Origin of the sequence: Paralcaligenes ureilyticus, assembly GCF_004346225.1 — a bacterium.
GTDB lineage: Bacteria > Pseudomonadota > Gammaproteobacteria > Burkholderiales > Burkholderiaceae_B > Paralcaligenes > Paralcaligenes ureilyticus.
Window position 1 is genome coordinate 56,581 of the sequence record NZ_SMAJ01000011.1, and the last position, 16,304, is coordinate 72,884.

Genomic DNA, 16,304 nt, shown 5'->3' on the forward strand with positions numbered 1-16,304 from the left:
CTACGCTTCGAGAAGACGTTGAGCCAATAGCGATTGCATATCCCGTCGGCCATCCGCAATGACATAAATAATGACTTTGGCTTCCACCACGCGGTAAATCACCCGGTATGGTTTGAAAAACGTCTGTCGATACTCCCGAATGCCAAGCGTACTCAGTTCCGCGGGATAACCGTTACGTTCAGGAAATCGCGACAAGCTTTCTACTGCTTCCAACAATCGGTCGAGCACGTAATTGGCGTTGGCTACGCAATCGAACTCAGCGATGTAGTCATATATTGATTCAAGATCGTGCTCGGCCCCCTTCGTGAGCAGGATCTCGAAGGGGGCCTTGGCTGCTGGCATCAGGCCGGCGCTCGCTTGGCACGCAGACGCGCAACGACATCCCCTACGGGCTTGACCTTGCCAGCCGTAACTTCCTGACTGCCCAAAGCCAGGATTTTCAGCAGTGCCAATGTCTCCTGAGTTTTCTCGAATGAAGCCACATCTTGCAACACGGCCTTGGCCTCGCCATTCTGAGTAATGACCAATGGTTCGCGTAGCTCGCCTAGCTGAGTCAGTACCTTGGCTGCATTAGCCTTGAGATAGCTGATGGGTCTGACTTGGGATGAGTAGCGCATGGTAGGTATCCTTAATGCCGGGCTGAGGCTAAATGTAGTCTTTTTATGGTCTTCTTTCAAGCAGCTCAATCACTAATAACACTCAACATCAGTGATGGTCGGATTTCCTCTAATGCCCGACAGCCTCCTAGGGGTTTCCCTTGGGCCTATCAAAAAACATTGACAACCCAAAACAGAACACTGGATAATTATCAGTCATCAGATAACTGATAACACAAACGTCGCATTGAAAAGTGCAGCTAGCCTTAGCAACCAGGCCTCCATACTGTGTTTTCAGCGAAATTCCGACTGGAAGTATCCATAATGACCATCAAAGTCCACGAGAAACTATTGCTGACCGGCGCTGCCGGCGGCTTGGGCCGGGCCTTGCGCGAACGCCTCAAGGCTAACTGCTCCGTGCTGCGTCTGTCGGATGTGCAGCCTTTCGGCGAAGCTGCCGCCGCCGAAGAAGTCGTGCTGGCGGACTTGGCCGACGCCGCGGCAGTGGACGGCATGGTCAAGGGCGTGGACGCTATCGTCCACCTGGGCGGCATCTCGGTGGAAGGCCCTTTTGGCCCTATCCTGCAAGCGAACATCATCGGTATGTACAACTTGTACGAGGCGGCCCGCAAGCATGGCGTCAAGCGCCTGGTGTTCGCCAGCTCCAACCACGTGACGGGCTTTTACCGTCAAGACCAGACCCTTACCGCCGACCATCCGCCCCGGCCCGACAGCTTCTATGGCCTGAGCAAGGCTTTCGGCGAAGATCTGTCGCGTTTCTATTTCGATCGCTACGGAATCGAAACCGCCTGTGTGCGCATCGGCTCGTCGTTTCCCGAGCCCAAAGACCGCCGCATGCTGGCCACCTGGCTCAGTTTCAACGATCTGCACCGCCTGATCACGGCGTGCCTGACCACGCCGGTGCTGGGCCACTCGATTATTTTCGGCATGTCCGACAACGCGGTCACTTGGTGGGACAACTCGCGCGCGCACCATGTGGGTTATGCCCCGCAGGACAGCTCAGACGTATTTCGCGAAGCCGTTTATGCGCGCACCCCCCAGCCCGACCTGACCGATCCGGCAGTGCAGTTCCAGGGCGGTGCGTTTGTCAAGGCCGGGCCATTCGACAGTCGCTAAATACGATATACGATAACCTATAACAAAACGTCGAAACAAACGACCCGGAGACCCAATTGCAGTATCACTTCAATTTTGCCGGCCTGCTTCCGTACTGGGAAAAGTTCCTGGAAGGTACAACGCTGACGCTGGAACTGACGCTGGCGTCGACCGTGTTCGGACTGATCATAGGCGTGTTGTGCGCCATTGGCCGGCGCAGCCAGGTACGCAGCCTCTCTACCCTTTGTGCGATCTATGTCGAAACCATACGGAACACGCCGTTCCTGGTGCAGATTTTCATTTTCTATTTCGGCCTGTCCAGCTTAGGGATTCAGATTCCCGCCGCTATCTCGACCGTCATCACCATGGTCATCAACGTTGGGGCGTATTCGTCGGAGATCATACGGGCCGGCATGGACGCCATTCCGGCCGGCCAGGTCGAAGCCGCCGAATGCCTGGGCCTGTCCAAGCCGCGCATTTACTGGCACGTGATCATGCAGCCCGCGTTCGAAAAAGTGTACCCGTCCATCACCAGCCAGTTCATCCTGATGATGCTGATGTCGTCGGTGGCCTCGCAAATCTCGACCGAAGAACTCACGGCGGTCGCCAACAACGTTCAGTCGGTCACTTTTCTGTCGCTCGAGTCGTATATTGTCGTTGCCGTTCTTTACCTGATCCTGGCCGGGGTGCTCCGATTCCTGTTCTGGCTGGGCGGCCTGTGGCTGTTCCGGCGTAAGCGCGTCATCGCCGCGGCCGAACGCCGCATCGCCGTGAAACCTTTGGCCAACAGCATCCAGAGGCGGCCAACATGAACTCTTTCACTCTGATCCAGATGGAGTATCTGCTTAAAGGCATGGGCTGGACCATCGTGCTTTCGCTGATTTCATTCATTCTGGGTTCGATGGGCGGCTTTGGCGTGATGCTGGCGCGGGTCTCGCGATTCGCTTCGGTACGTTTTATGACCTCGGTGTTCATCCAGATCATCCAGGGCATACCGCTGCTGGTGCTCCTGTTCATTGTGTATTTCGGCGTGGGCATTTTCGGGCTGAACGTCCTGCCGCTGACGGCCGCCAGCATAGCGCTGATGATTTATGTCAGCGCCTTCCTGGGTGAAATCTGGCGCGGCAGCGTGGAGTCCATTCAGAAAACCCAATGGGAAGCCTCGGAATGCCTGGGCCTGTCACGCTGGCAATCGCTGCTGCTGGTCATTATTCCGCAGGCCGTCAAGCTGTCGCTGCCGTCCACAGTGGGGTTTCTGGTGCAAGTCATCAAATCGACTTCGCTGGCATCCATCGTGGGGTTCGTGGAACTCACGCGCGCCGGCCAGATCATCAACAACTCGCTGTTCCAGCCGTTTCTGGTCTTTGCCCTGGTCGGGCTGCTGTATTTTTGCCTGTGCTATCCGCTATCGCTATGGAGCCGGATCATGGAAAGGAAATTGAATGTCGGCAATCGTTAAAGTACAAGACGTCTACAAGAAGTTCGGCGACAACGAAGTTCTGAAAGGGGTGTCGTTCGATGTGCGCAAAGGCGAAGTCGTTGCCATCATCGGCCAGAGCGGTTCGGGCAAAAGCACCGCGCTGCGCTGCCTGGACCACCTTGAAACCATCAATAGCGGATCAATCGAGGTGTGCGGGCACACGTTGGGCACAGGCAAGGTCGACCTGCATAAATTGCGCCAGGATGTAGGTATCGTCTTCCAAAGCTATAACCTGTTCCCGCATCTGACCGTGCGCCAGAACATCATGCTGGCGCTCAAGCATGTGCGTAAACTGCCCAAAAGCGACTGTCTGGTCAAGGCCGATTACGTGCTGAAAAAAGTAGGGCTAAGCGTAAAGGCCGATTGCTATCCCGAACAACTGTCGGGCGGCCAGCAGCAACGCGTGGCCATCGCCCGCTCGTTGGCCATGGAGCCGCAAGTCATGCTGTTCGACGAGGTCACCTCGGCGCTGGATCCGCAGCTTACCGGCGAAGTGCTGAAGGTCATCGAAGACCTGGCCGCCGGCGGCATGACCATGATCTTGGTCACGCACGAAATGGCGTTTGCTCGGCGCCTGGCGGACAAAATTATTTTCATGTACGAGGGCCTGGTCTGGGAATCAGGCGGGCCCGAAATCCTGACAGCCCCCACAACGAGGGAACTGCAGGACTTTGTAGGAACCGGGCTGTAAATGCGGCACGCAGCTTCTTGAATCTTTCATCAACAAACGCGAGGCGACAAATGAAGTTTACACATACATTCAAGCAACTTGGCCTAGGCGTGGCGCTGGCGGCCCTATGCACCGCTAGCTATGCCAATGGCCTGGACAAAATCAAAAGCGAAGGCACCCTACGCGTGGCCATCGCCATGGGCGTGCCCATGTTCAGCTATGCCAACGCCCAGATGCAACCCGAAGGCTCGGACGTCGCTACGGCCCAGTTGCTGGCCAAAGACCTGGGCGTAAAACTGCAAATGGTGGAAATCACCAATGCCGCGCGTGTGCCCACCATTCAGACGAACAAGGCGGACATCGAGGTGGCCAGCCTGTCGATCACCCCGGAGCGCGCCAAGGTCATCGATTTTTCCATCCCCTACGCATCACTGCAAACCATCGTGGCCGCACCCAAGGCTCTGAAAATCAAGGACTACGCAGACCTGAAGGGGGTTCGCATCGGCGTGACGCGCGCCACCGTCAACGACGCGGACATTACCAAGAACGCCAGCTTTGCCAACATCCGCCGCTACGAAGACGACGCCACGCTAGTGACTTCAGCCGTCAGCGGCCAGGTGCAAGCCATATCGTCGCAATGGCCCAATGTCGTCGAAATCAACAAGAAGCTGACGAAAACGCCCTACGAAACAAAATTCGTGGAACACGAATTCATGCTGGGTATTGCGATGCAAAAAGATACGCCCAAGCTCAAGGCCTGGATCAATGAATGGATCCAGACCAATCTGAAAAACGGCAAGCTCAACGCCATTTACAAGAAATACCATGGCAACGACCTGTCGCCCAAAGTGTTGAACCCGGCATCCTGAACGGCCCAACGCAAAGGATCAATGCAATAATGCCGTGTCTCCCGGCCTCGTCCTATTCAAAGGCATCATGCTCATGAACACGATTCAAAAATCGTCCACCCGCAGCGCTCCGCGGCGCAGGCCCAAAAGCCTGGCCCAGGAAGTCGTGGATGACTTGATGGGCCAGATCGAGGGCGGCTTATTGCAGCAGGGCGACAAACTTCCCACCGAATCCGAACTGATGCAATTGCAAGGCGTCAGCCGCACGGTGGTGCGCGAAGCGATATCACGCCTACAGGCGGCAGGCGTGGTCGAAACCCGACACGGCATCGGCTCATTCGTGCTGGGGATTCGCAACGAACAGAGCTTTCACATCGACCCCAAAGATCTGGTCACCATACAAGATATTCTCAACGTGCTGCAGTTGCGGCAAAGCCTGGAATCGGCCGCGGCCGGGATTGCAGCGATCAACAGGACGCAGCACGACCTGGATAGCCTGCAAACCATTTTGCAGGAATTCAAGCAACTGCTCGACCAAGGCAAGGAAACCGTGGACGCCGACTTCCGCTTTCACTTGGCCATTTCCCAGGCCACCGGCAATCGCTACTTCACGGAATTTATGTCGTACCTGGGCCAGACCGTCATTCCGCGCACCCGTATCAACACCGCGCTGCTGGGCAAGGAAACACAGCGGCGCTACCTGGAACGGGTCCATTACGAGCACGAGGAAATCTACAAAGCCATACGGCTGCAAAACTCCCTGGTCGCCAGCAGCGCTATGCAGATGCATCTGAACAACAGCGCCGAGCGCTTGCGCTCTACATTGAACAACTGAATCCGCACGTCACCTAAGCAGGAAGCGTCGATTCAAGTTATACGATAACCGATAAGTAATCAGCCCTTGATTAATCTATCGCCCGACACATAAAACCGAATTGGAGAACCCAGATGGACCCCCAGAAACTCAAGGCACTGCTCAGCTCCGGCTTGCTGTCCTTCCCGTTGACAGACTTTGACGAACGCGGCGACTTCAACGCCGATGGATACCGCAAACGCCTGGAGTGGCTGATTCCGTATGGCGCCACGGCCTTGTTCGCCGCCGGAGGCACCGGCGAATTCTTCTCGTTGACCGGCCGCGAATACCCGGCCATCATCAAGACCGCCGTCGATACCTGCCGCAATCAGGTGCCCATTATCGCCGGCGCAGGCGGCGCTACCCGCTTTGCCATCGAATGCGCGCAAGCGGCGCAAAAAGCCGGTGCCGACGGCATATTGCTGCTGCCGCACTACCTGACCGAGGCCAGCCAGGAAGGGCTGGCGGCGCATATAGAGCAAATTTGCAAGAGCGTAAACATCGGCATCATCGTGTACAACCGCGCCAACTCACGGCTGGCGCCCGACACGCTGGAAAAACTGGCGGCGCGCTGTCCCAATCTCATCGGCTTTAAAGACGGTGTAGGCCATATCGAGAAGATGTCGGCCATTCACCTGCGCCTGGGCGACCGGTTGTGCTATCTGGGCGGGCTGCCCACAGCCGAAGTCTATGCGGCCGCCTACAAGGCGCTGGGCACGCCGGTGTATTCGTCAGCCGTCTTCAACTTCATTCCCAAGACCGCCATGGCGTTCTATAAAGCGGTCGAATCGGACGACATGGCCACGCAGCACAAGCTGCTCAGGGAATTTTTCCACCCCTACCTGGAAATCAGGAATCGCGTGCCGGGATATGCCGTCAGCATCGTCAAGGCCGGCGCCGCGCTGGTGGGCCATAATGCCGGCCCGGTACGCGCTCCGTTAACCGATTTGACGGCTGGGGAAAGAGAGCAGTTGAAAGCGTTGATTGATCGGGTAGAGCCGCAGTAGGCGGCAGGAAGAGGCGTCAATCGCCTCTTTGGCACGTCTTGCGAAAATGTTCACCGTTCCTCAAACCCAAGGCATTCTGTAGCTCTTGCCGGGATAGATCGGTCGGCAAGACCCGTATTACCTTTTCAACTTCCGGGGTGACTTCCGGGCCGTCGGGCTTCGGCTTTTGCAGTTCGAAGTAGACGCGCAAGCTCGTTGGCAGGAGATAATCAAGTCCCTGAATAGTCATGATCGTAATGAGGAACAGTGCGGCCATGGCGCTTCGTTGCCAAGTGTTCGTCATAGCGCTCATCGGCCACGTTGAGTTGGAGTCGCTACGTGAGCGTTGCGGGAGATAGATACAAAAACGCCCAACCAAGAACGGTCAGGCGTAGATGTTTGGTGGAGAAGAGGAGGATCGAACTCCCGACCTCTGCATTGCGAACGCAGCGCTCTCCCAGCTGAGCTACTTCCCCGTGGGAACGACATTCTAGCAAATTGGCGCCGGTCGTGGGGGCGGAGGCGCCAATTTTTTAAAAGGATCGCCCCTATCCTTCGGTATCGCGCACGCGGTTGGGCAATAGTTCGTTGTGCTTGGCCAGCACCGGATAGGCGGCGGCACCGACCAGATAGGAATTGACGGACTTTATATCGCGCAGGATTTCAAGGTAAAACGAGCCTACGTCGGCGGATTCGACCTGCCCGGACTTGATGCGGCCAAGCTGGCGCTCGGCGGCGGCCGATTCGACGGCTCGGAACTGGTCTTTTTCCAACGCCAGGTGACGGGCGCTTTTCAGGTCTTCGGCGACAAACAGTGCGGCGGTCTGGCGCTGGTTGCGTATCAGCCGGTCAAGAATATTGGTCAGTTCTTCGCGCTGCTCCGGGTTTAGCACCCAGCCCTTTTTACGCAAAGTCGTAGTGTGCCCAAGCAGCCCGGTGGTGGTAATGCTGGCCGCGTGCGTGATGTTCGATGAGAATGTCAGGATTTCGTCCAGGCGGCGGTGGTCGTCGACGTTCATGTTTTCTTGGTCGAGCGTAGCCAGGTAGGTGGTGATGAGGCCGTCCAGATGGCTGACCGCATTGTTGATTTCGCGTGCGGGAGCAATACGGTGCCGGTTGTCGCGCCGAAAGCCCGCGCGCACCACGTTGAGCAAGGTTTGAAGCATGTCCGACAGGCGCAGCGCTTCGCGTGCCGCATTGCCCAGCGCCACGGCAGGTACTTCGTGCGCCGATTCGTCCAGGTAAAGAGGCTTGCTGGGGTCGTTGGGATCGATGCGTTTGGGCATCCAGCGAACCAGCAAACGAGTGTAGGGTTTGAGCAGCGGCAGGAAAATAAGCGCCGCCACAACATTGAACAGGCTATGGAAGTTCGCGACGTTGCGGGCAGGGTCCGCGGACAGGTGGCTCATTGCCTGGGGGAGCCAGGGCAGCAGGACTAGCCCGATGAGGCAGGCAACGATGCGCAGGCCCAGATTGCCCATGGGCAGGCGCTTGGCGGCTGGGTCGGTGCCGGTCACGCCTTCAACCAGCGGATTGATGGAAGTGCCCAGATTTGCGCCCAGAACCAGCGCATATGCCACGGGCGGAGTCACCAGGTTGTGGCTGGCCAGCGACATGATCAGTACAACGACGGCAACGCTCGAGTGCGAGGCCCAGGCCAGCGCAGTGGCCAGCAGCAAGGCAATGAAAGGCTGCGTAGCCAGTGCATCGAGTATTGTTTCCAGCAAGGCCGAGTGCTGGATGGGCGCAAACAGCGTGACCAGCTCGTGCAGCGAAAGCAGCAACAGCCCCAGACCGATGAACACGCGCCCCAGATCGCGTCGGCGTCCGGGCTGGTTGCGCCGGAATAACCAGACCCCCACCAGTATCATCAGAGGCGCCAGGGCCGTCAGATTGAATGACAGCAGTTGAACGATAAGCGTTGTGCCGACATTGGCCCCCAGCATGGCCGCCAGTGCGGGCGTCAGCGCCACCAGGCCGCCGGCGGCAAAACCGGTAATCATCAGGCCGGTTGCCGTGCTGCTTTGCAGGGCGGCCGTAATGCCCAGCCCGGCGGTAAAAGCACGCAGGCGAGTACCCAGGGCGTGTCCGAGCACAGCGCCCAGCGCCGCCCCGAAGGCTCGTTGCACACCGCTTTGCACCATATGCACACCCCATAGCAATAATGCTATGTAGCCGGCAAAATCCAGGAGTGTGAGGACGTCGGTCATGGGCTCGGTTGCGCGTGAGCGATAGGGCTTTTGTTAAAGGAATCTGGTTCGAGTCTGACTATACATTAGTATTGGTGGGCGACATAGTTGTCGTCATGCGAGGATGGCGTACGTGTTGTGCCGACGGCAGCCACAAGGGCTGCCGCTACAAACACAGACGAAAACAAAACGAGTTACGCCACCCGCATGGTTTGCAGGGCCTGGATGCGGGCCGCCAGCGGTGGGTGCGACGCAAAGATGGCGCTGATGGCTTGTGCGCCGGCGATGCCCGAGGCCTGGAATGTTTTGGGCAGCTCTCCAGCCTGAACGCCGCCCAGGCGCGCCAGTGCATGGATCATCGGTTCGCGCGCGCCCAGCAAGTGCGCCGATCCCGCATCGGCGCGGTATTCGCGGCGGCGTGAAAACCACGCCACGATAACCGAGGCCAAAATGCCGAAGACGATTTCGCAGACGATCACCGTCGCGTAGTAGCCCAGGCCTACATCCTTATCGTTTTTAAGCAGAACCCGGTCGACAAAATAGCCGATGACGCGCGCCAGAAATACCACAAAGGTGTTGACCACGCCCTGGATCAGCGTAAGCGTAATCATGTCGCCGTTGGCCACGTGGCTGATCTCGTGGCCCAGAACAGCGCCGATCTCTTCTTCTGTCATGCTCTCGAGCAGGCCGCTCGAAACGGCCACTAAAGCATTGTTTTTAAAGGCGCCGGTGGCAAATGCGTTGGGCTCGCCCTCGTAGATGGCGACTTCGGGGTGGCCGATTCCGGCACGGTCCGCTAACTGATGAACGGTATCAACCAGCCAGGCCTCGCGGGCATTGGCGGGCGCTTGCGGATCGATGACGCGCGCGCCTGTGCTGGTTTTGGCCATCCACTTGCTGATAAGGAGTGAAATAATCGCGCCGGTGAACCCCACCAGTGCAGAAAAAATCAGCAATTGCGATAGGTCGAGCCCATTGGCGGTCAGATAGCGGCCCACGCCGAGCACATTCATGGTAATGCTTAGCACCACCATGACGGCGATATTGGTCAGTAAGAACAAGAAAATTCGTTTCATGTCAGGATCCCCCTGTTATATGAAGCCATTATGGCGACTACCCATCTGGGGGCAGCCAGCCGCATTTAAAGCCCGGGCTTCAAAAAATTACCCGCGTTGCGGAGTATAGTATCGACTTCCTCAAATCGCCTCTGAATTTCGGTTAAGTGCATGCAGTCTCTGTGGATGTTGTTGGCCTGCGTCATGTTTGCAATCATGGGGGCATGCGTAAAGGTATCGGTCGATTTTGGCGCATCCCTGCCCGAAGTGGTGCTGTTTCGAGGCGTCCCTTCTGTCATTTTTCTGTTTCTGTGGGCCAAGTCGAGCCGCAGAACTATTGCCCCCACCAGCTGGAAATTGCACTTCTGGCGTAATGTCTCGGGCGTGACCTCGATGTGGCTGGGCTTTTACGCTCTGGCCGAATTGCCCTTGTCCACCGCTATCAGCCTGAATTACACGGCGCCTTTGTTCATCGCCGGCTGGATGCTGGGTTGGGGCGGTTCGCAGCGCGATCCGGTTCGAATCATTGCCGTCGTGTTTGGGTTCCTGGGGGTTGTGGGGGTTTTACGGCCCAGCATCGGACACGATCATTTGCTTGCCGCTACCCTGGGCCTACTGGCCGGAGCCTTGTCCGCTGTGGCGATGATGCAGATCCGTGAACTGGGGCGCGTGGGCGAACCCGAGTGGCGTACGGTGCTGATTTTTTCGGCTTGTGTATGCGCGACGAGTTTCGTCGGGCTGGGTTACGAGGGTTTCCGGCCCTTGAATGCGACGGCGTGGCTGGCCTTGATTGGCATTGGCGCTTGCGGCATGGTTGGTCAATTGGCCATGACGCGCGCCTTTGGGCTAGGGTCGGCCCTGCTGACGGCCGCGCTGCAATACACGACGATTATCTTTGCCGCCGTGCTGGGGATTGTATTCTGGGGCGATCGCCCCGATATCCTGGCGTGGGGCGGAATGGCGCTTATCATCCTTTCGGGCCTATTGTCCATTTGGCGCACGTATAGCGAAGATCGCGTCATGCGCGACATTACATTGCCGGCGGCCGAGGCCGCCGGCGTAGCAGAATAGGGGAATCAAAAATGTTTAGTCCATTAATCACGGCTCAGGCTTTACAAGCAGGTCTGGCAACGGGCGAATACCTTGTTTTTGATGTCCGCCACGATCTCAAGGATCATTTGGCCGGCCGTCGCGCCTACGAGCAGGGTCATATACCAGGGGCCCTCTATCTGGACCACGAAAATCAGCTGTCGGCGCCCAAAACGGGCCGTAACGGCCGTCATCCCTTGCCTGCGCTGGCCGATTTTTCAGCACTCATGCGCGCGCAAGGTCTGGTTCCCGAGTCCAAGGTCGTGGTGTATGACGCCGACATCGGCATGTTTGCCGCGCATCTGTGGTGGATGCTGCGCTGGCTTGGTCACGAACAGGTTGCAGTGCTCGACGGTGGCTGGCAGGCTTGGCTTGCCAGCGGCGCTCCAGCTCAGACCGGGGTCGATCCGGTTCGTGTCGGTGCGCAGCAACCTTTGCAAATTCCCGCGGCTCGGACTGCCGCAGCCATGCCTATGGTCGACGCCGACGCCGTGCTCGCCAATTTGCGCAAGCCCGTTTTTACGGTGATCGATGCGCGGGCGAGCAATCGTTATGCCGGTGAGGTAGAGCCCATGGATCCAGTGGCTGGGCATATCCCGGGAGCCTTGAACCGGCCCAACTCGCTGAACTTGCAGGCCGGCGGCCATTTCAAGACGCCCGCGCAATTGCGCAGCGAGTTCGATGCCTTGCTGGCAGGCCGATCTCCCGCGCAAATCGTGCATCAGTGCGGTTCGGGCATAACGGCTTGCCATAACCTGTTTGCCATGGAACTGGCAGGTCTGAAAGGCTCGGCGCTGTACCCGGGTTCGTGGAGCGAGTGGTGTAGCGACGCCACGAGGCCTGTCGCCCGCGGCGCGAATTAGTTCTAAATTTGGGCGCCCATCAGGCGCCGGTACCATTCGTGGAAGTGCTGCATGCCGTCTTCCATAGGAGATTGATAAGGCCCGGTTTCGTTCGTGCCCCGCAGCATTAACGCGCGGCGGCCGGCGTCCATGCGTTCGGCGATCTCATCATCTTCGATGGCCGTTTCCATATAGGCGGCGCGTTGAGCGCGGACGAAATCGCGCTCGAACGCCGCGATGTCTTCAGGATAATAGAACTCGACAATGTTCACGGTTTCCTGCGGGCTGACCGGATGCAGCGTCGATAACACCAGCACGTGGGGATAGAGCTCGATCATGTGGGTCGGGAAATAAGTGACCCAGACTGCGCCGAACTCGGGCGGCTCGCCCGTGCGATATTCCAGCAGGCGATCCTGCCAGTTTTTGTAGGTGGCCGAGCCAGGCTGCTCAAGGCCGCTATGCACGCCGACGCGTTGCGCGCTATACCAGTCGGAGAATTCCCAGCTTAAATCCTTGCAGGTTACGAACTGGCCCAGCCCCGGATGGAAAGGGCCGACGTGGTAGTCCTCCAGATAAACCTCGATAAAGGTTTTCCAGTTGTAGGCGCAGCGGTGCACCTCGACGTGGTCGAGCACATAGTCCGAAAAATCGAATTCAGGCCGTGCGAACAGGGCTGCCAGGTCTTGGGCCGGGTTGCGGGCGCCTTCGAACAGTAGGCCGTGGCAGTTTTTCAGCGTGAAGTTTTGCAGGCTGGAGCAGGGCGGCTCGTTGAAATGCGGGGCGCCGATCAGATGGCCCTGCGGGTTGTATGTCCAGCGGTGTACGGGGCACACAATATTGCCGCCCGTGTCGCGCAAGTTGCCGCTGGAGCTGGCCGGATCGCAGACCTTGCCTGCTTGCCCGCCCAGCATGATGGCCTGGCGATGCCGGCAGACATTCGACAGCAGCTCGACTCCATGGGAATTGCGCACCAGCACGCGGCCTGCGTTCTCGTGCGTTAATGTGCGCCAGTCTCCGACGTTGGGGACGAGCTTTTCGTGCCCGACATACCGGGCGGAGTGTTTGAATATGAGCTCTTGCTCGTGGGCAAATATGGTTTCGTCAAAATAGCTGTTGACTGAAAGCTGCGTGCCCGCAGGCGCCAGGTGCGCCACCCGACCGATGTCGGTCATGATTCCCCCCGCCAGAAAAAGATGCAGGCTACACAGCCTGGTGCGAAGAAAAAACGGACTGGCCGATAAGATTAGATTAAGGTGTGGGATTGTACCCTAAATTCTTGCCTGTAAAACTCGCTTGCACCCGAGTACAGCAGGCACGACGAGCATCTCGTACAATTCGGTTGAGAGATGATTCGGACGCCGTTTTGTTGCGTCTATTTTTGGAAACCTACGATGGGTGATAAAAGCACCGGTAATGCCGGTAAGCCGCTTAAGACTTCTGACGAAGGCGCGGCGCTATCGGGCGTGGCTGCGCTGCCCCAGGATTTTGAAACCGCACTGGCCGAGCTTGAGGCTCTGGTTGCGCAAATGGAAGATGGCCAGTTGCCGCTGGAGCAGTCATTGGCCGCCTATGAAAAAGGGGTGGAACTGGCTCGCATTTGCCAGCAGCGCCTTGATTCGGCCGAGCAGCAGGTCAAGGTCTTGCAAGGTAATCTGCTCAAGCCTCTGGCCGATACCTCCGGTATGACCGAGGATTAGGCGTGGGCGCTCCGAAAGTTGATTTTCCCGCCTGGCTGGCCGGACGCGTGCGCCACATCGAGGCCGTGCTCGATCAGGTATTGCCCGAGGCGGGCGCCTTGCCCGAAACGCTGCATCAGGCGATGCGCTATGCGGTCATGGGCGGCGGCAAGCGCGTGCGCGCCGCGCTGGTTTATGCGGCGGGCCAGGCGTGTCGCGCAACAGATACGGCAACCACAATACAGGACATGGCGCTCGATCATGCCGCTGCGGCCGTTGAGTTGGTACACGCCTACTCGCTCGTCCACGATGACTTGCCGTGCATGGATGACGATGCCTTGCGGCGGGGCCGGCCGACTCTGCATGTTCGGTACGACGAAGCCACTGCGATGCTTGCCGGCGACGCGCTGCAGCCTTTGGCGTTCGGGTTGCTGGCGCAGATGCCGATCGCGCCTGCGCTGATTGTGCAGGCGGTGCAAATTCTGGCTCATTCGGCCGGCAGCCTGGGAATGGCGGGTGGCCAGGCGATCGATTGCGCGAGTGTGGGCAGCGTACTTACGCGTGAAGAGCTCGGCACTATGCACAGCATGAAAACGGGCGCCATGCTGGGAGCCAGCGTGCTTCTGGGCGGCATTGTGGCAGGCGCCAGCTCGACCGCGCGCGAGGCGCTCGAGTCGTACGCGGCGGCGGTTGGCCTGGCGTTCCAGGTGGCCGACGATATCCTCGATGTCACCTCGGATACGGCCACGCTGGGCAAGACGGCCGGCAAGGATGCGCTGGGCAACAAGCCTACCTATGTATCGTTAATGGGCCTGGATGGTTCGCGGCAGTTCCTCGAGGCCTTGCATGCCGACGCCCGGGCAGCGATCTTGCCGCTGGGCACCGCGGCGGCGCGTTTGGACGAAATCGCCGACTATATCGTAGGCCGCAATCATTAAGCCTTAAAATAGCGGTATGCGGCGCTTGCGGCGTTACGTATTTATTAATTCATTGCCTTTGGGCGTTCGCTGTCCACCGACCTATTTGTATGACTACCGTTACGCTCGATCAAATCCAGTCACCCGCCGATCTCCGGTCGATGGGGCGCCGCGAACTTAAAGAAATCGCGACACAGTTGCGTGAGTTTGTATTGCAATCAGTGTCCAGAACGGGTGGTCATTTATCGTCCAACCTGGGCACGGTCGAGCTGACCATCGCATTGCATTATGTGTTCAATACGCCCGACGACCGGATCGTGTGGGATGTCGGGCACCAGTCGTATCCCCACAAAATACTGACGGGCCGTCGCGAGCAGATGGCCACGCTGCGACAGATGGGTGGCATGTCGGGTTTTCCCAAGCGCAGCGAATCCGAATACGATGCCTTCGGCACCGCCCATTCGTCGACCTCGATTTCAGCTGCGCTGGGCATGGCGGTGGCCTCCCGCAACCTGGGCCTGTCGCGGCAGCACATAGCGGTTATCGGCGATGGCGCTATGACGGCGGGGATGGCGTTTGAGGCGCTCAATAACGCCGGGGTGACACCCAACGTCAATTTGCTGGTGGTGCTCAACGACAACGATATGTCGATTTCTCCGCCCGTCGGCGCCCTGAACCGCTATCTGGCCCGCTTGCTCTCGGGCAGTTTCTACGCGGCGGCGAAAAACGTCGGACGCGCCGTCCTGCAGCATGTGCCGCCCGTTCTCGAACTGGCGCGTCGCTTCGAGGGGCACGCCAAGGGCATGGTAACGCCGGCCACCTTATTCGAAGAGTTCGGTTTCAATTACGTCGGCCCTATCGACGGGCACGATCTGGACTCGCTGGTTCCCACGTTGCAGAACCTGCAAGCCCTGGGCGGTTTACAGTTCCTGCATGTGGTGACTCGTAAAGGCCAGGGTTATAAACTGGCTGAAGCCGATCCGGTGCTGTATCACGGGCCGGGAAAATTCGACCCCAGCATTGGCATACAAAAATCCAAGACACCTTCGAAGCAAACCTTTACCCAGGTGTTCGGCCACTGGCTGTGCGACATGGCGGCTGCCGATGAACGGCTTTATGGCATTACCCCGGCCATGCGCGAGGGTAGCGGCCTGGTTCAGTTCGAGCAGCGTTTTCCCCTGCGTTATTTCGACGTGGGGATAGCCGAGCAGCATGCTGTCACTTTTGCCGCCGGCCTGGCGTGCGAGGGGCAAAAGCCGGTGGTGGCGATTTATTCCACGTTTTTGCAGCGCGGCTACGATCAGCTGATCCACGATGTGGCGTTGCAAAATCTGGATGTTACCTTTGCTCTGGATCGGGCAGGCATCGTGGGCGCCGACGGCGCCACTCATGCGGGTAGTTACGACATCGCCTTTTTACGCTGCGTGCCCAATATGGTGGTGGCTACCCCGTCTGACGAAAATGAGGCGCGCCTGTTGCTGAACAGTTGCTTCCTGCATCCCGGGCCGGCTTCGGTGCGTTATCCGCGCGGCGCGGGCTGTGGTGCGCAAGTGGTGGCCGGCCTTGAAGCCGTTGAAATCGGCAAGGCCGTTACCCGGCGGGCCGGCCGTGTGGTTGCCATCCTGTGCTTTGGCACCTTGCTGGCGGAATGCGCGGCGGTCGCCGAGCAGCTCGATGCAAGCCTGATCGACATGCGCTTTGTGAAACCGTTGGACGAAGCTCTATTGCTGTCGCTGGCCGAGTCTCATCAGGCCTTTGTCACGGTAGAGGAAGCGATGGTCATGGGCGGAGCCGGTAGTGCCGTGCTCGAGTTTTTCGGCGCTCACGACATCGTCGCACCGGTCTTGCAGCTGGGCCTGCCCGATCGTTTCGTCGATCATGGCGAACAGTCGGTTTTATTGCGCGGCCTGGGCCTGGATGCGGCCGGGATTGAACAATCCATTCTTGCCCGTTTCGCCGCCTTGCTGGCCCCAGCCTGACCCCTTGG

The 16,304-nt window shown here is 58.5% G+C and carries 18 protein-coding genes and 1 tRNA gene; 12 read left to right on the forward strand and 7 right to left on the reverse strand.

What is annotated here, in order from left to right; translation table 11 throughout:
* Together EDC26_RS13815 and EDC26_RS13820 are read right to left on the reverse strand one after the other, a co-directional pair.
* Positions 1–342, reverse strand: coding sequence for a type II toxin-antitoxin system RelE/ParE family toxin (locus tag EDC26_RS13815; protein WP_132583600.1), 342 nt, complete (start codon positions 340–342; stop codon positions 1–3).
* Positions 342–617, reverse strand: coding sequence for a type II toxin-antitoxin system Phd/YefM family antitoxin (locus tag EDC26_RS13820; protein ID WP_132583602.1), 276 nt, complete (start codon positions 615–617; stop codon positions 342–344). The genes EDC26_RS13815 and EDC26_RS13820 overlap by 1 nt, the downstream gene beginning before the upstream one ends.
* 303 nt (positions 618–920) lie before the next feature.
* On the opposite strand from EDC26_RS13820, the gene EDC26_RS13825 reads away from it, so the two are divergent.
* The 7 genes from EDC26_RS13825 (at position 921) to kdgD (ending at position 6,570) form a co-directional block, all read left to right on the forward strand.
* Positions 921–1,733: an NAD-dependent epimerase/dehydratase family protein gene (locus tag EDC26_RS13825; protein WP_132583604.1), complete on the forward strand. Its 813-nt coding sequence runs from the start codon at positions 921–923 to the stop codon at positions 1,731–1,733.
* 56 nt (positions 1,734–1,789) lie between these two features.
* A complete protein-coding gene (locus EDC26_RS13830) occupies positions 1,790–2,524 on the forward strand; it encodes an amino acid ABC transporter permease (protein WP_132583606.1) in 735 nt (244 codons plus the stop codon).
* Positions 2,521–3,171: an amino acid ABC transporter permease gene (locus tag EDC26_RS13835; protein ID WP_132583608.1), complete on the forward strand. Its 651-nt coding sequence runs from the start codon at positions 2,521–2,523 to the stop codon at positions 3,169–3,171. Before EDC26_RS13830 ends, EDC26_RS13835 begins: the two co-directional genes overlap by 4 nt.
* On the forward strand, positions 3,155–3,883 hold the full coding sequence (locus EDC26_RS13840; protein WP_132583610.1) for an amino acid ABC transporter ATP-binding protein: 729 nt from the start codon (positions 3,155–3,157) through the stop codon (positions 3,881–3,883). Before EDC26_RS13835 ends, EDC26_RS13840 begins: the two co-directional genes overlap by 17 nt.
* A 50-nt stretch (positions 3,884–3,933) precedes the next feature.
* On the forward strand, positions 3,934–4,731 hold the full coding sequence (locus EDC26_RS13845; protein WP_132583612.1) for a transporter substrate-binding domain-containing protein: 798 nt from the start codon (positions 3,934–3,936) through the stop codon (positions 4,729–4,731).
* 73 nt (positions 4,732–4,804) lie between these two features.
* Complete coding sequence (locus EDC26_RS13850) at positions 4,805–5,545, forward strand: FadR/GntR family transcriptional regulator (RefSeq protein ID WP_132583614.1); 741 nt, start codon at positions 4,805–4,807, stop codon at positions 5,543–5,545.
* A gap of 113 nt (positions 5,546–5,658) precedes the next feature.
* The gene (gene kdgD, locus EDC26_RS13855; RefSeq protein WP_132583616.1) at positions 5,659–6,570 is read left to right on the forward strand and encodes a 5-dehydro-4-deoxyglucarate dehydratase; all 912 of its coding nucleotides are present in this window, start codon (positions 5,659–5,661) and stop codon (positions 6,568–6,570) included.
* Positions 6,571–6,586: 16 nt separating this feature from the next.
* Here kdgD and EDC26_RS13860 read toward each other — a convergent pair whose 3' ends face one another.
* From EDC26_RS13860 to htpX, 4 genes are all read right to left on the reverse strand, one after another.
* Positions 6,587–6,826 (reverse strand): hypothetical protein, encoded by a 240-nt coding sequence (locus tag EDC26_RS13860; protein ID WP_132583618.1) that lies wholly within the window; start codon positions 6,824–6,826, stop codon positions 6,587–6,589.
* 123 nt (positions 6,827–6,949) lie between these two features.
* Positions 6,950–7,025, reverse strand: a tRNA-Ala gene (locus EDC26_RS13865).
* Positions 7,026–7,097: 72 nt separating this feature from the next.
* On the reverse strand, positions 7,098–8,759 hold the full coding sequence (locus EDC26_RS13870) for a Na/Pi cotransporter family protein (protein WP_132583620.1): 1,662 nt from the start codon (positions 8,757–8,759) through the stop codon (positions 7,098–7,100).
* A gap of 173 nt (positions 8,760–8,932) precedes the next feature.
* On the reverse strand, positions 8,933–9,814 hold the full coding sequence (htpX, locus tag EDC26_RS13875) for a protease HtpX (RefSeq protein ID WP_132583622.1): 882 nt from the start codon (positions 9,812–9,814) through the stop codon (positions 8,933–8,935).
* Between the two features lie 150 nt (positions 9,815–9,964).
* On the opposite strand from htpX, the gene EDC26_RS13880 reads away from it, so the two are divergent.
* Together EDC26_RS13880 and EDC26_RS13885 are read left to right on the forward strand one after the other, a co-directional pair.
* A complete protein-coding gene (locus tag EDC26_RS13880) occupies positions 9,965–10,864 on the forward strand; it encodes a DMT family transporter (protein WP_132583624.1) in 900 nt (299 codons plus the stop codon).
* Positions 10,865–10,875: 11 nt separating this feature from the next.
* Positions 10,876–11,745 carry a sulfurtransferase gene (locus tag EDC26_RS13885; protein ID WP_132583626.1) on the forward strand — a complete coding sequence of 290 codons (870 nt, stop codon included), beginning with the start codon at positions 10,876–10,878 and terminating at the stop codon, positions 11,743–11,745.
* 2 nt (positions 11,746–11,747) lie between these two features.
* On the opposite strand, the gene EDC26_RS13890 is transcribed toward EDC26_RS13885, so the two are convergent.
* The gene (locus EDC26_RS13890) at positions 11,748–12,896 is read right to left on the reverse strand and encodes an aromatic ring-hydroxylating oxygenase subunit alpha (protein WP_132583628.1); all 1,149 of its coding nucleotides are present in this window, start codon (positions 12,894–12,896) and stop codon (positions 11,748–11,750) included.
* A 219-nt stretch (positions 12,897–13,115) separates the two neighbouring features.
* Between EDC26_RS13890 and EDC26_RS13895 the strand changes: the two genes are divergently transcribed.
* The 3 genes from EDC26_RS13895 to dxs all read left to right on the forward strand — a co-directional run bounded on the left by EDC26_RS13895 (position 13,116) and on the right by dxs (position 16,296).
* Positions 13,116–13,421 carry an exodeoxyribonuclease VII small subunit gene (locus EDC26_RS13895; RefSeq protein ID WP_132583630.1) on the forward strand — a complete coding sequence of 102 codons (306 nt, stop codon included), beginning with the start codon at positions 13,116–13,118 and terminating at the stop codon, positions 13,419–13,421.
* A gap of 2 nt (positions 13,422–13,423) precedes the next feature.
* Positions 13,424–14,338 (forward strand): polyprenyl synthetase family protein, encoded by a 915-nt coding sequence (locus tag EDC26_RS13900; protein ID WP_132583632.1) that lies wholly within the window; start codon positions 13,424–13,426, stop codon positions 14,336–14,338.
* 89 nt (positions 14,339–14,427) lie between these two features.
* A complete protein-coding gene (gene dxs / locus EDC26_RS13905) occupies positions 14,428–16,296 on the forward strand; it encodes a 1-deoxy-D-xylulose-5-phosphate synthase (protein WP_132583634.1) in 1,869 nt (622 codons plus the stop codon).
* The last annotated feature ends 8 nt before the right edge of the window (positions 16,297–16,304 follow it).